The organism is Xanthomonas sp. BRIP62409 (genome assembly GCF_003992965.1).
Taxonomy (GTDB): domain Bacteria; phylum Pseudomonadota; class Gammaproteobacteria; order Xanthomonadales; family Xanthomonadaceae; genus Xanthomonas; species Xanthomonas euroxanthea.
Window position 1 is genome coordinate 188,636 of record NZ_QEZJ01000026.1, and the last position, 12,600, is coordinate 201,235.

General features: G+C 66.9%; 14 protein-coding genes. All 14 read right to left on the minus strand.

What is annotated here, in order from left to right; translation table 11 throughout:
• Positions 1 to 31: 31 nt before the first annotated feature.
• Positions 32 to 850 (minus strand): tol-pal system protein YbgF, encoded by an 819-nt coding sequence (gene ybgF, locus EO170_RS16435; protein WP_104584696.1) that lies wholly within the window; start codon positions 848 to 850, stop codon positions 32 to 34.
• A 6-nt stretch (positions 851 to 856) separates the two neighbouring features.
• A complete protein-coding gene (pal, locus tag EO170_RS16440) occupies positions 857 to 1,375 on the minus strand; it encodes a peptidoglycan-associated lipoprotein Pal (protein ID WP_016904129.1) in 519 nt (172 codons plus the stop codon).
• Between the two features lie 57 nt (positions 1,376 to 1,432).
• A complete protein-coding gene (tolB, locus tag EO170_RS16445) occupies positions 1,433 to 2,752 on the minus strand; it encodes a Tol-Pal system beta propeller repeat protein TolB (protein ID WP_104584698.1) in 1,320 nt (439 codons plus the stop codon).
• Positions 2,753 to 3,015: 263 nt separating this feature from the next.
• Positions 3,016 to 4,056, minus strand: a complete 1,041-nt coding sequence (tolA, locus tag EO170_RS16450) for a cell envelope integrity protein TolA (RefSeq protein ID WP_104584700.1) — start codon at positions 4,054 to 4,056, stop codon at positions 3,016 to 3,018.
• The gene (gene tolR / locus EO170_RS16455; protein ID WP_016904126.1) at positions 4,046 to 4,495 is read right to left on the minus strand and encodes a protein TolR; all 450 of its coding nucleotides are present in this window, start codon (positions 4,493 to 4,495) and stop codon (positions 4,046 to 4,048) included. The genes tolA and tolR overlap by 11 nt, the downstream gene beginning before the upstream one ends.
• Before the next feature lie 235 nt (positions 4,496 to 4,730).
• The gene (gene tolQ / locus EO170_RS16460) at positions 4,731 to 5,510 is read right to left on the minus strand and encodes a protein TolQ (RefSeq protein ID WP_016904125.1); all 780 of its coding nucleotides are present in this window, start codon (positions 5,508 to 5,510) and stop codon (positions 4,731 to 4,733) included.
• A gap of 11 nt (positions 5,511 to 5,521) precedes the next feature.
• Entirely contained in the window at positions 5,522 to 5,980 is a 459-nt protein-coding gene (ybgC, locus tag EO170_RS16465) for a tol-pal system-associated acyl-CoA thioesterase (protein ID WP_104584702.1), read from the minus strand.
• Between the two features lie 52 nt (positions 5,981 to 6,032).
• Entirely contained in the window at positions 6,033 to 7,067 is a 1,035-nt protein-coding gene (gene ruvB, locus EO170_RS16470; RefSeq protein WP_126944864.1) for a Holliday junction branch migration DNA helicase RuvB, read from the minus strand.
• Positions 7,068 to 7,197: 130 nt separating this feature from the next.
• On the minus strand, positions 7,198 to 9,105 hold the full coding sequence (locus tag EO170_RS16475; RefSeq protein ID WP_126946525.1) for a potassium transporter Kup: 1,908 nt from the start codon (positions 9,103 to 9,105) through the stop codon (positions 7,198 to 7,200).
• Positions 9,106 to 9,157: 52 nt separating this feature from the next.
• A complete protein-coding gene (ruvA, locus tag EO170_RS16480) occupies positions 9,158 to 9,742 on the minus strand; it encodes a Holliday junction branch migration protein RuvA (RefSeq protein ID WP_023904818.1) in 585 nt (194 codons plus the stop codon).
• 157 nt (positions 9,743 to 9,899) lie between these two features.
• A complete protein-coding gene (gene ruvC, locus EO170_RS16485) occupies positions 9,900 to 10,424 on the minus strand; it encodes a crossover junction endodeoxyribonuclease RuvC (protein WP_016904120.1) in 525 nt (174 codons plus the stop codon).
• 112 nt (positions 10,425 to 10,536) lie between these two features.
• Entirely contained in the window at positions 10,537 to 11,265 is a 729-nt protein-coding gene (locus tag EO170_RS16490; RefSeq protein ID WP_104584708.1) for a YebC/PmpR family DNA-binding transcriptional regulator, read from the minus strand.
• A gap of 75 nt (positions 11,266 to 11,340) precedes the next feature.
• A complete protein-coding gene (locus EO170_RS16495) occupies positions 11,341 to 11,979 on the minus strand; it encodes an alpha/beta hydrolase (protein ID WP_180496727.1) in 639 nt (212 codons plus the stop codon).
• An 11-nt stretch (positions 11,980 to 11,990) separates the two neighbouring features.
• On the minus strand, positions 11,991 to 12,518 hold the full coding sequence (locus EO170_RS16500) for an N-acetyltransferase (protein WP_104584710.1): 528 nt from the start codon (positions 12,516 to 12,518) through the stop codon (positions 11,991 to 11,993).
• Positions 12,519 to 12,600 lie beyond the last annotated feature (82 nt).

Below are 12,600 nucleotides of genomic sequence, written 5' to 3' on the forward strand. Positions count from 1 at the left end.
GCCACGCCCGAAGGCGCGAACGCAACACGGCTCAGCGCAGTTGCTGGCCGAGACGGATGGACTGCAGACGCTCCTGGGCCACGCGCGCTGCGTCGGAGCCGGGATACTGCGTTGCGACCTGCTGCAAGGTCTGCTGGGCTTCGTCGTTCTTGCCTTCGCCATACTGCGACAGGCCAAGCTTCAACAGGCCGCCAGAGGCCTTGTCATGCGTGGGATAGCGGCTGACCAGATCGCGGAACTGCGCCTCGGCCAGCTGGAAATTTCGGGTGGCGTAATAGCTTTCGCCCAACCAGTACAAGGCATTGGGGGTATAGACGCCGTTTGGGTACAGCTCCAGAAAGCTCAGGAACAACTGCGAGGCATCGTCGTACTTGCCGTTCTTCAGTGCATCGAAGGCGACGTTGTAGGCAGTGCGTTCGTCATTACTGACGGCCATCGTGCCTGGATCGCCATGCACGCTGGGCGGCTTCTCGGAAGTTGCCGCCGCTGCAGGCCGCGCGGCAGGAGCCGGGGCCGGTGTAACGCTGCCGGTGGGCGATGGCAATGGCGGCGTTGCGCCACCTGCCCCTTCCAGCCGGTTCAGGCGTCCGTCCAGATCCAGATACTGGTCCTTGGACTGCTGCTTGAGTTGTTCGTTGTCGTGCTGCAGCTGCTCCACGGTCGCTCGCAAGCCCTGCAGGTCCGAACGCGCCTGCTGCAGCTGATTGAGAAGATCGTTGTTGGCCTGGCTGTTGGCCTGCTGCTGCTCAAGCACGGCAACACGATCAGCGAGACTGGCTCGCTGCGCGTGCGCCGGCGCGGCGACCACAAGGGCCGCCGCGACGAACAGGGATGTCACTCGAAAGCGCATCGCTTCTTACTGAGCCGTGTACACGATTTCAACGCGACGGTTCTGCGACCAGCAGCTTTCGCTGGTTTCGGTGCAGACCGGACGCTCTTCGCCGTAGCTGACCACGGTCAGCTGGCTGGCGGAACCGCCGGCAGCCTGCAACGAGGACGACACGGCATTGCCGCGACGCTCGCCCAGACCCATGTTGTACTCGCGCGAACCGCGCTCGTCGGCATTGCCCTGCAGGGTGATGCGCGAGGACGGACGGTCACGCAGGTACTTGGCGTGGCACGCCATGATCGCCTGGAATTCCGGCTTCAGGGAGTCCTGATCCAGATCGAAGTAGACAACGCGCTGGCGCAGGCAGGCATCGGTATCCAGGTCGCCCGGGCCGTACAGGCCAGAGGTGGACGGGCCGGTGGGAACGGAGGAACCAGCGGTGGTGTCAGTCGCAGGAGGCGGAGTTTCCTTCACCTTCTTCGAACAACCGGCCAGCACGGCAACGGACAACAGGGAGACAAGCAAGACGCGGGTGGACTTGTTCATGGGATACCTATGGAGGCTCTGGGCCAATGAGTGGTTTAACGCAGCGAAATATTAACATTAATGCGCGGTTCGGTAAGGCCCCCATGCGGGTTCTCTCACATCGCCATCGGCCAGGACCAGACGCTGGCGGACGCGAGCGTCGGCGGAGACGGCGTAGAGCACGCCACGGCCACCCTCACGTGCGGCGTACAGCACCATGCTGGCGTTCGGCGCGAAGCTCGGCGACTCGTCCAGCGACCCCGGCGAGAGCGTGCTCCAGCTCGGCGAACCCAGGCTGCGATCCATCATGGCGATGCGGTAGCTGTTGCCGCTGCCCTGCGCCACGGCGATCTTCTTGCCATCGAAGGACACGCTGGCGGTGGCGTTGTAGTTGCCCTGGAAGGTCACGCGGTTGGCGCTGCCGCCGCTGGCAGAGACCTGGTAGATCTGCGGACGACCGCCGCGATCGGAGGTGAAGTAGATGCTGCCACCATCCGGCGCCCAGGTCGGCTCGGTGTCGATGCCGAAGTGGTTGGTCAGCTGGGTCAGCTGCTTGCTGCCCAGATCCATCACGTAGATTTCCGGGTTGCCGCTACGCGACAGTGCCAGCGCCAGGCGACGCCCGTCCGGCGAGAACGACGGCGCACCGTTGATGCCGCGGAAGCTGGACACCAGTTCACGCGCGCCGGTGGCGATGTCCTGCAGGTAGATCGAGGAATTGCCGCGCTCGAAGCTCACATAGGCCAGCTTCTTGCCGTCCGGGCTCCAGTTCGGCGACAGCAGGGGCTCGGCCGAACGCACGATGGTCTGCGGGTTGTAGCCATCCGAATCGGCCACCATCAATGCATAGCGCATCGCGCCACCCTTGCCGCTGGCGGTCACGTAGGCAATCCGGGTCCAGAACGCGCCGCGCACGCCGGTGATCTTCTCGTAGATCGCGTCGGCCATCTGGTGCGAGACATCGCGCATCGCGTTGGCGCGCGCAGTCATCGCCAGGCCGAGCAGGCGCTCGCCCTTGGCCACGTCGAACAGTTCGTACTCCACGCGGTAGGCGCCTTCGCCGGCATCCATGACGCGGCCGACCACGATGTAGTTCTGCTTGAGCGTGCGCCAGGTCTGGAACTGCACCTCGGTGCCACGGGTCGGCTTTTCGACGATCTGCGCAACCGGCAGCGTGCGGAACTGGCCGGAGCGGTCCAGATCGGCGCCGACGACGGCAGACACATCGGTCTGTGGCGCAGTACCGGAACCTTGGTACGGCATGGGCACGACGGTGATCGGTGTCGCCGAGGCGCTACCGCCCACGATATCGATGGTGAGCCCTTGCTGTTGCGCAAGTGCGCTCAGCGGCAACAACAGGGCGGTCAAGGCAGCTAGCCAACGCAGCGGTTTTTTCATGGACGGCTCGGATCGGGCAGGAAAAGTGTGCAAGGGATACCAATCAGCGAGTGAACATACTCGCAATCGTGAACGAGACAGCGTGAAAACGGAGCGAGTGGTCCACCAGCAGGCGCTTGCGTCAGTTTAGAGACAGCGGGCTTGCGGTGGCGTGCCCGCTCGGTTGCCCGGCAAACCTGCACCAGGCAGTGGATCGCTACCGCTTTCCCTCCGAGGCGCAGCGCAGGCAGTGCTGCCGCACCCCGGCCACCCGTGACCTGTGCTTACTGGTCCTGGGCGGTGAACACAAACGTCAGGTTGCGCTGGAAGACCGACTCGAATCCGCGATACGGCAATGGCTGGGCGCTCAGCACCGCGGCCTCGATCGAGCGCTGGCCGGCCTCGTCGTACGGGCAGCCGGGCGCGACCTTGGCTTCCATCACACTGCCGCCGGGCAACTGGCGGATGTTGATGGTGCACTTCTGGCCCGGCGGCACCGACGGCGGGCGCACCCACTGCGCCAGCACCTTCTGCTGGATCGCCGCGGCGTACTTGGCCGATAGATCGGTGCTGGTGCCGCCCTGCCCTGCGGTCGGTTGCGCGCTGGCGGCGGCAGCCGACGAGGCCTGCTGCGCGCGCGCGGCGGCGACCTGGCGCAGCTTCTGCTCGGCCAGCGCGGCCTCCTTGGTGGCCTGCTCGCGCTGGCGGCGGATCTCGGCGATCTTCTTCTCGCGCTCGGCATCGGCGGCAGCCTGTTGCGCGGCGGCCTGCTTCTTCTTGGCGTCGGCTTCTTCCTGCTGCTTGGCCAGGCGCAGTTTCTGCTCGGCCTCTTCCTGGCGCTTGCGCTCGGTCAGGTCGATCTGCTCCTGGCGGCGCTTGGCTTCCTGCTCCTGCTTGGCCTTTTCCGCCGACAGTGCCAGCGCATCGACACGGTCCTGGTCGACCTTGTCCGGCTGCGCCACGCGCTCCTGTGCCTGCGCCTGTTGCGGCGTGGGCGCATCCTGCGGACGCGGCTCGGGAATCGGCTGCGGCGGCGGCACGGTATCTTCCGGCGCGGGCTCGGGCAGCGGCGCGGGCGGTGGCGGTGCCTCCACCGGCGTGGCCTTCAGCGCCTGGCGCGCGACGCGTGCTTCGGCCGCAGACACGTCCAGCGAGGCTTCCATGCTGGGATCGCCCGCCGCCGGCTCGACCGAGCGTTCGGGCGACCACAGCCAGCCGGCAATGAACACCAGCGCGACCAGCACGTGCACGACCAGGGCAAGCATGACCGGTCGCAGCCAGCCATCCTCGCGTGCGGTCTGGGTGGGGAGTGCGTCAGCGTGCATCGCTGCCTGCAGTGCCGCCGGAGTCGGAGATCAGGCCGACCTTCTCGACCTTGGCCTGCTTGAGCACGTCGATGGCGTCCATGATCTTTTGATACGGCGCGGCGCGATCGCCGGCCACCACGACGCGCGCGTCCTTGTCCTGCGCCACGATCGCGGCCAGCTGCGCCTGCAGCGCGGCCACGTCCATGGCCTGCGGCTTGCCCTTGGGCAGCTGCAGGGCAAGCTGGCCGTCGGCAGCGACCACCACCACGACCGGATCCTGCTTGCTCTCCAGCGCCTTGGCGCGCGAGCTCGGCAGGTTCACGTCGGTGCTCAGGGTCAGCAGCGGTGCGGTCACCATGAAGATGATCAGCAGCACCAGCATCACGTCGATGTACGGCACGACGTTGATGTCGGATTTGAGCTTGCGCTTCTTACGGCGGGAAATACCGGAAATCATCGCGGAACGTTCCTATTGATCCCCCGCACATGGATGTGCGGGCTCTTGCGGCGGACTCGCCCATCCAATCCCTCGCACACGTAGGTGCGAGCTGTCGCGCGTGGCTGGCCTGCCCAGTCCCTGCGCAGCGGGAAACGGGCATGAGCGGCTGCCGCACCGGCCACGTCCGCGCACCGGGGTGTGCGGGCCATGGCAGGGGATTGGCCTACCTGCCGGCTGTCGCAGGGCGCGCGCATCACTCGTCCGCGCCGGCCTGGCGCTGCAGGATCGAGCTGAACTCGTCGGCGAAGGTCTCGTAGCGCACCGACAGCCGTTCCACGCGGGTGGTGAAGCGGTTGTAGGCCCACACCGCGGGAATTGCCACGAACAGACCGATGGCGGTGGCGAACAGGGCTTCGGAAATACCCGGCGCCACGGCCGCGATACCGGCCTGCTCACCGCTGCTGACCATGTCGTGCATGGTCACCATGATGCCGAACACGGTGCCGACCAGGCCGACGTACGGCGCGGTGGAGCCGATGTTGGCCAGCAATTCGAGATTGCGCTCGAGCTGGTCGACTTCGCGGGTGAAGGCGGTGCGCATGGCACGCTGCGCGCCTTCCAGCTGCACCCGCCCGTCCAGCCGGCGGCGGTCACGCAGCCGCGAGAACTCGCGGAAGCCGCTCTCGAACATCGACTCCAGGCCGCCGACGGTGCGGTTGCGGTCGGTGGCCGATGCATAGAGCTTGGCCAGATCGGCGCCGGACCAGAAGCGGTTTTCGAACTCGTCCGCCTCGCGGTTGGCCTGCTTGAAGGCGCGCGCCTTGCGGAAGATGATCACCCAGCTGATGAACGAGCCGATCAGCAGCAGCAGCACGATGATCTTGACCGGGATACTCGCCCGCAGGATCAGATCGACATAGTTGATGCTGCTGTTGTGCGCCACGCTGGCGGTCTGTGCCGCAGCGGCGGCAACGTCCTGCGGTAGTGCTTCCACTACCGTGTCCTGCAGGGCCAGGAGCAATGCAATCGACATCCGTTTGTTCCTCAGTAATCGGATTCTGGGGTTTCTAGAGCTTTCAACACGTCATACAGCGCATCGTCCATCCCGCGCGGGCGGAAGTCGCTGGTGCCGAGTGCGGCAATGCGCACCTCGGCGGTCAGCAGCACTTCGCCCTCGCGACGTACCGACTGCGCAAACAGCAGGCTGGCCCGCCTGCATCGCAGCAACACTGCCGACACTGACAGCGCATCGTCGAGCCGGGCCGGCTTGAGGAAATCCAGTTGCATCGAGCGAACCGCAAACACCAGCTCGTGCTGCTGGCGCAGGCGTTCCTGCCCGTAACCGGCCGCGCGCATCCATTCGGTGCGCGCACGCTCCATGAAGGCGACGTAGCGCGCATGGTAGACCACCCCGCCGGCGTCGGTATCTTCCCAGTACACGCGTGTCGGCCAACTGAATACTGGCGGGAAATCGGGAGACGGGAATCGGGCGTCGGCGGTCATGGGCACGGAGGGTTGGTCGAGACGGGCCGGGCGAGCGACAAACGGAGCACCATCAGAACAGCTCTCCCGGCTCGCCGATGCCCGGGGCGCGATCGCGCGGCGGCTTCAGGCCCAGGTGCAGATAGGCCTTGGTGGTGACCATGCGGCCGCGCGCGGTGCGGATCAGAAAGCCCTGCTGGATCAGATAGGGCTCGATCACGTCTTCCAGCGTGCCGCGCTCCTCCGACAGCGAGGCGGCCAGCGATTCCACGCCGACCGGACCACCGTCGAAGTGTTCGACGATCACCCGCAGCATGCGCCGGTCGAGCTCGTCGAAGCCTTCCGGGTCGACCTTGAGCATCTGCATCGCCGCCTGCGCCACCGGCAGGTCGATATGCCCGGCGGCCTTGACCTGGGCAAAGTCGCGCACCCGCCGCAGCAGCCGGTTGGCGATACGCGGGGTGCCGCGCGCGCGGCGGGCGATCTCGGCCGCGCCTTCGGGCGTGCAGTCGATGCCCAGGATCGCCGCCGAGCGGATCACGATGCGGGTCAGTTCCTGCGGCGAATAGAACTCCAGCCGCTGCACGATGCCGAAGCGGTCGCGCAGCGGTGCGGTCAGCAGGCCGGCACGGGTGGTGGCGCCGATCAGGGTGAACGGCGGCAGGTCGATCTTGATCGAGCGCGCGGCCGGGCCGTCGCCGATCATGATGTCGATCTGGAAATCTTCCATCGCCGGGTACAGCACTTCTTCCACCACCGGCGAGAGGCGATGGATCTCGTCGATGAACAGCACGTCGTGCGGCTGCAGATTGGTCAGCAGCGCGGCCAGGTCGCCGGCCTTTTCGATCACCGGGCCGGAGGTCGAGCGCAGGTTCACGCCCAGCTCGTTGGCGATGACATGGCTGAGCGTGGTCTTGCCCAGGCCGGGCGGGCCGAAGATCAGCACATGGTCCATCGCCTCGCCGCGCGCCTTGGCCGCTTCGATGTAGATCTCCATCTGCTCGCGCACCGGCTGCTGGCCGAGATAGTCGGCCAGGCGCTTGGGCCGGATGCTCGCATCGGCGGCATCGTCTTCGCGGGTGGCATTGCTGGCGATGATGCGGTCCATTAGAGCTGGGATTGGGGATTCGTCATTCGGGATTGGCAGCTAGCTAGTATGGGCTGCGAGGCGCCTCCGGCGCTACGCTCTTGCCAATCCCGACTCCCCAATCCCCAATCCCGGGCCGCCGCAGGCGGCCTCAGATCTCGACCTGGGCGCCCAGCTCGACCAGGCGGTTGCCGGGGATGCGGAAGAAGCCGGTGGCCGGGGCGGCGTTGCGATGCATCAGCGCGAACAGCTTGTCGCGCCAGATCGGCATGCCGCGGTTGGCGCTGGCCACGATGGTCTCGCGGCTGGCGAAGAAGGTGGTGTCCATCGGGTCGAAATGGATGCCGCCCTGGTCGCAGGAGCGCATCAGTGCCAGCGGCACGTCCGGCGTCTCCATGAAGCCGAAGCGCACATAGACGCGGTAGAACTCGTCGCCGATCGATTCGATCTGCAGGCGCTTGTCGGCCGGCGCGTACGGGATCGGCAAGGTGTCGACGTTGAGGAAGATGTTGCGCTCGTGCAGCACCTTGTTGTGCTTGAGGTTGTGCATCAGCGCATGCGGCACGACCATCGGGTCGGCGGTGAGGAACACCGCCATGCCCGGCACGCGCGCCGGCGGGGCCAGCATCAGGCCCGGCAGGAAGCTGTCGATGCGGATGCCGTCCTTGCGGATTTCCTCGCGCAGCAGGGCGCGGCCGCGGCGCCAGGTGCGCATCAGGGTGAACACCACGATGCCCAGCGCCAGCGGGAACCAGGCACCCTGCAACAGCTTGGCGCCGTTGGCGATGACGAAGGCCAGCTCGATGAAGAAGAACACCACGCACAGCGACAGCACCCAGTTGCGCCAGCGCGGCCACAACGAGCGCGCCACCAGCGCCAGCAGCAGGGTGTCGATCAGCATGGTCATCGACACCGAGATACCGTAGGCCACCGCCAGATTGGTCGAACTGCGGAAGATCAGCACCAGCGCGATCACCATCACCATCAGCAGCCAGTTGATGCCGGGCACGTAGATCTGACCGATGGTGGTGCGCGAGGTGTGCTTGATCAGCATGCGCGGGATGTAGCCCAGCTGCATCGCCTGGCGGGCCACCGAATAGGCGCCGGTGATGACCGCCTGCGACGCGATCACGGCCGCCAGCGTGGCCAGGATGATCATCGGATACAGCGCCCAGCCCGGCACCGCTTCGAAGAACGGGTTCTTCAGTGCGGAGGGGTGATTGAGCACCAGCGCGCCCTGCCCCAGGTAGTTGAGCAGCAGCATCGGCAACACGAAGAAATACCATCCATGGCGGATCGGCTTGGCGCCGAAGTGGCCCATGTCCGCATACAGCGCCTCGCCGCCGGTCACCGCCAGCACCACCGCGCCGAGAATGAACACCCCGTGCCAGCCATGCTCCATGAAGAAGCGGATCGCCCACCAGGGGTTGAAGGCCTTCATCACTTCCGGCGCGTCGACGATGTTCCAGGCGCCGATCGCCCCCAGCGACAGGAACCACAGGCAGGTGATCGGCCCGAACACCTTGCCGACCTTTTCGGTGCCGAAGCGCTGCACCATGAACACCACCAGCAGCACGACCACGGTGATCGGCACGATGAAGGGATGCAGGCTGGGCGCGGCGATTTCCAGGCCTTCCACCGCGCCCATCACCGAGATGGCCGGGGTGATCACGCCATCGCCGAAGAACAGCGAGGCGCCGAAGATGCCGAGGATGCCGACCACGTACGCCGAGCGCGAGCCGTTGCGCATGGTGCGCTGGGTCAGCGCCATCAAGGCCATGATGCCGCCCTCGCCCTCGTTGTCGGCGCGCATGATGATGGTGACGTACTTGAGCGTCACCGTGACCATCAGCGCCCAGAACGCCAGTGACAGCACGCCCAGCACGGTGTCGTGATCGCTGGTCAGCCCGTAGTGCGGCGAGAACGCCTCCTTGAGGGTGTACAGCGGACTGGTGCCGATATCGCCGAAGACGACGCCGATGGCGCCGATGACCAAGGCCATATGGCTATTGGCAGGCGCATGGCCGTGGCCAGCTGCGGAAGTGGGGGTCTGGGACATGAAGTGGGCAGGGTATCGCCAAGTGGCGTGAAGGAGAGGAAGACAGCGCAGCCTAGCGGAGCGCGGCCTGGAGGGCCTTGCGAATGACCGTGGCGACTTCGTCGCCTTCTGCCCCGGCCTCGCGTGCCATGCGTGCGGCCTCGGCCGGCTTGTAACCCAGTTGCTGCAACGCCACCGTGGCTTCGGACACCGCATCCGGGCCGAGCTGGCCGGTGATCGGCGCACCGCTGCTGAAGTCGGCGGCGCGGTCGCGCAGCTCCACCACCATACGCTCGGCGGTCTTCTTGCCGATGCCGGGGATGCGCGTCAGCGCGGTGATGTCGCCGCTGGTGATCAGGCGGGCGAACTCGTCCACGCTGACCCCGGACAGCACCGCCAGCGCGATCTTGGCGCCGATGCCGGTGACCTTCTGCACGTCGCGAAACAGCCTGCGCTCGCCTTCGCGCAGGAATCCGTACAGCGACACGCTGTCTTCCTTCTGCGCGTAGTGGGTGAACAGGATCACGTCGCGACCGACATCGGGCAGGTCGTAGAAGGTGCTCATCGGCGCCTCCAGCTCGTAGCCCACCCCGCCCACGTCGATCACCAGCCACGGCGGCTGCTTGTAGGCCAGGATCCCGCGCAGGCGGCCGATCATTGGGCACCTCCAAGGAGGTGCCGGGATTGGGCATTGGGGATTGGGGAATGGTTATTCCCCGCGCGGCCGTTAACGACTGCCGCGTACAGCCCCATCAGCTCAGCACAGGCGGACCCGCTTTTTCGAATCCCCAATCCCGACTCCCGAATCCCGATTCTCATTTCTTACGGCTCCAGGCCTGTTGGGTATTGACGCCCAGGCGCTGCGCGGTGGCGCGCACGTGGGCGTGGGTGATGGCGACCGCCAGTGCGTCGGCGGCGTCGGCCTGCAGCTTGCCTTTCAGGTTGAGCATGATGCCGACCATGTGCTGGACCTGCACCTTGTCCGCCCCGCCCTTGCCGACCAGCGCCAGCTTGATCTCGGTGGCAGCGTACTCGTGCACCGGCAGGTCGCGCAGCACCACCGCGCAGATCGCCGCCCCGCGCGCGTGGCCGAGCTTGAGCGCGGAATCGGCACTCTTGCCCATGAACACCTTCTCGATCGCCACTTCCTGCGGCCGGTAGGTCTCGATCACCTCGCCCAGCCCGTGCAGCAGGCGCTTGAGCCGCTGGGCGAAGTCGCCCTCGCCCAGCAGCACCAGCGGCGCATGATAGACATGCCGGCTGCGACCGCTCTCATCGACGTCGATGATGCCGAGCCCGGTCCGCTGCGAGCCGGGATCGATGCCCAGGATGCGGGTCATCGCGCGGCCGGGAATGGAGATTGGGGATTCGGGATTGGTGATGCGCATGCAGTACGGCGATCGCATTGCTGTTGCGAATCCCGAATGCCGAATCCCGCCATCCCGGCCTTCATCAGGCGCCGAGACTCGACTGATCGACGTTCGAATACACGTCCTGGACGTCGTCCAGGTCTTCGAGCATGTCGAGCAGCTTGCGGACCTGCACGGCGGTGTCGCCGTCGACGGCGATGTCGTTTTCGGCGCGGAAGGTGATTTCGGCGTGGGCCGGCTCCAGGCCGGCGGCGGTCAGCGCCTGCTTGACCTGGGCGAAGGCCTCCGGGGCGGTCAGTACGTCGATGGCGCCGTCTTCCGGATAGACCACCACGTCGTCGGCGCCGGCTTCGATGGCCGCGTCGGTGAGGGTGTCTTCGTCGGTGCCGGCGGCAAAGCTCAGCACGCCCAGGCGCTTGAACATGAAGGCCACCGAGCCGTCGGTGCCCATGTTGCCGCCGCACTTGCTGAAGGCATGGCGCACGTCGGCCACCGCGCGCACGCGGTTGTCGGTCAGGCAGTCCACGATCACCGCCACGCCGCCGGGGGCGTAGCCCTCGTAGCGCACTTCCTCGTATTCCACGCCTTCCAGCTCGCCGGTGGCTTTCTTGATGGCGCGCTCGATCACGTCCTTGGACATGTTCGCCGACAGACCCTTGTCCACCGCCACGCGCAGGCGCGGATTGTTGGACGGATCGCCACCGCCGCCGCGCGCGGCGACGCTGATCTCGCGAATGATCTTGGTGAACATCTTGCCGCGTTTGGCGTCGGAGGCGTTCTTGCGGCCTTCGATGGAGGGGCCTCTACCCATGGGTGGTTCCAGACTGGCTTGAATGACAGGGCGCGAATTTTACCTGATTGCTCGCCCGCACCGGGGCGGCGGCGTTCAGTGGCCGAACCGGCCGTGGCGCAGGAAGCGCAGCACCTGCTGCGCGGCCTCGGGCGAGCGCAACAGACCGCTGTGGCTGGCCTGCACCACGCAATGGTCGCGCAGCCCCGGCAGGCGGGTTTCAGCCAGCGCCACGGTGCCGTCCGAGCCGCCGTCCAGCGGCGCCAGCCAGCGCCCCACCCCGCGCGCGACGGTGCCGGCGACCTGGCCGATCTCCGCCTCGCCCTCCCAGTGCGCGACACCGTGCTGCAGCAAGGCCGCGCTGCGCCCCAGCGCCCAGCGCCCGCCGCGACGGGCCAGGCCGCGCGCGGCGGCGCTGCCGCATAACGGCGAGCCCAGGCAGACCACCCGGCGCACCGGCAATGCGGGCGCGGCGCGCAGGGCCTGCAGCGCCACCAGCCCGCCCAGGCTGTGACAGACCAGCCACTGCGCGCCGGTCGCCTGCAGGCGTTCGATCAGCCGCGGCACCGCCTGCGCCGGACCGCCGAGCACGCTGGCGTAGCCGAACAGCGCCGGCGCCAGGCCCTCGGCACGCAGCCGACGCGCGAGCGGCAACAGCCAGTGCGCGGTATTCCAGACGCCGTGCACCAGCAGCACGTCGGCGGTTGCGGTCGCACGTCGCGCACCCGCTGGCATCGGCGTGCCGCTCAGTCGGCCGCAATGCGCGGATTGCGGCGCAGGATGAATTCGCGGTCGAGGATCTTGCCGACCGGGAAATCGTACTCGCCCACCTTTTCGAAACCGTAGCGGGCGTAGAAGCGTTGTGCGCCGAAATTCTCCGACCACACGCCGATCCACAGCGTGCGCGGGCCGTCGCGCTCCAGCCATTCCAGCGTGGTCTCGAACAGGCGGCTGCCCCAGCCACTGTTCTGGTAGTCCTTCAACAGATACAGCCGCTTGAGCTCACCGTCGCCGGGACGCACGTCCTGGTGCGGCAGCCCGCAGGGCCCGGCGGCGGCGTGGCCGACCAGCAGGTTGTCCATTTCCAGCAGCCAGATCGCATAGTCCGGATGCGCCAGCACGATGCGTGCGCGCTCGACCGCGTAGGTCTCCTGCAGGAAGCCGTGCAGATCCTCTGGCGGGTACAGATGCCCGAAGGTTTCGGTGAACGTCTGCGCAGCCAGCAGCGACAAGGCTTCGGCATCGTCCGGTGTGGCGCGGCGGATGCGGGTCATGCGGGCGTCTCATGCCGGGGGGACATGGCAGCTTCGCGCATGCGGCTTCGTTGCCGCAAGCGGGGAATGGGGAATGGGGAAT

Excerpts from the sequence above, each read along its gene's own strand:
- EO170_RS16490 (WP_104584708.1), bottom strand. The coding sequence starts at position 11,265 with ATGGGTAGAGGCCCCTCCATCGAAGGCCGCAAGAACGCCTCCGACGCC.
- ruvC (WP_016904120.1), bottom strand. The coding sequence starts at position 10,424 with ATGACCCGCATCCTGGGCATCGATCCCGGCTCGCAGCGGACCGGGCTC.
- EO170_RS16495 (WP_180496727.1), bottom strand. The coding sequence starts at position 11,979 with ATGCCAGCGGGTGCGCGACGTGCGACCGCAACCGCCGACGTGCTGCTG.
- EO170_RS16475 (WP_126946525.1), bottom strand. The coding sequence starts at position 9,105 with ATGTCCCAGACCCCCACTTCCGCAGCTGGCCACGGCCATGCGCCTGCC.
- tolB (WP_104584698.1), bottom strand. The coding sequence starts at position 2,752 with ATGAAAAAACCGCTGCGTTGGCTAGCTGCCTTGACCGCCCTGTTGTTG.
- pal (WP_016904129.1), bottom strand. The coding sequence starts at position 1,375 with ATGAACAAGTCCACCCGCGTCTTGCTTGTCTCCCTGTTGTCCGTTGCC.
- ybgF (WP_104584696.1), bottom strand. The coding sequence starts at position 850 with ATGCGCTTTCGAGTGACATCCCTGTTCGTCGCGGCGGCCCTTGTGGTC.
- ruvB (WP_126944864.1), bottom strand. The coding sequence starts at position 7,067 with ATGGACCGCATCATCGCCAGCAATGCCACCCGCGAAGACGATGCCGCC.
- tolA (WP_104584700.1), bottom strand. The coding sequence starts at position 4,056 with ATGCACGCTGACGCACTCCCCACCCAGACCGCACGCGAGGATGGCTGG.
- ybgC (WP_104584702.1), bottom strand. The coding sequence starts at position 5,980 with ATGACCGCCGACGCCCGATTCCCGTCTCCCGATTTCCCGCCAGTATTC.
- ruvA (WP_023904818.1), bottom strand. The coding sequence starts at position 9,742 with ATGATCGGCCGCCTGCGCGGGATCCTGGCCTACAAGCAGCCGCCGTGG.
- EO170_RS16500 (WP_104584710.1), bottom strand. The coding sequence starts at position 12,518 with ATGACCCGCATCCGCCGCGCCACACCGGACGATGCCGAAGCCTTGTCG.
- tolR (WP_016904126.1), bottom strand. The coding sequence starts at position 4,495 with ATGATTTCCGGTATTTCCCGCCGTAAGAAGCGCAAGCTCAAATCCGAC.
- tolQ (WP_016904125.1), bottom strand. The coding sequence starts at position 5,510 with ATGTCGATTGCATTGCTCCTGGCCCTGCAGGACACGGTAGTGGAAGCA.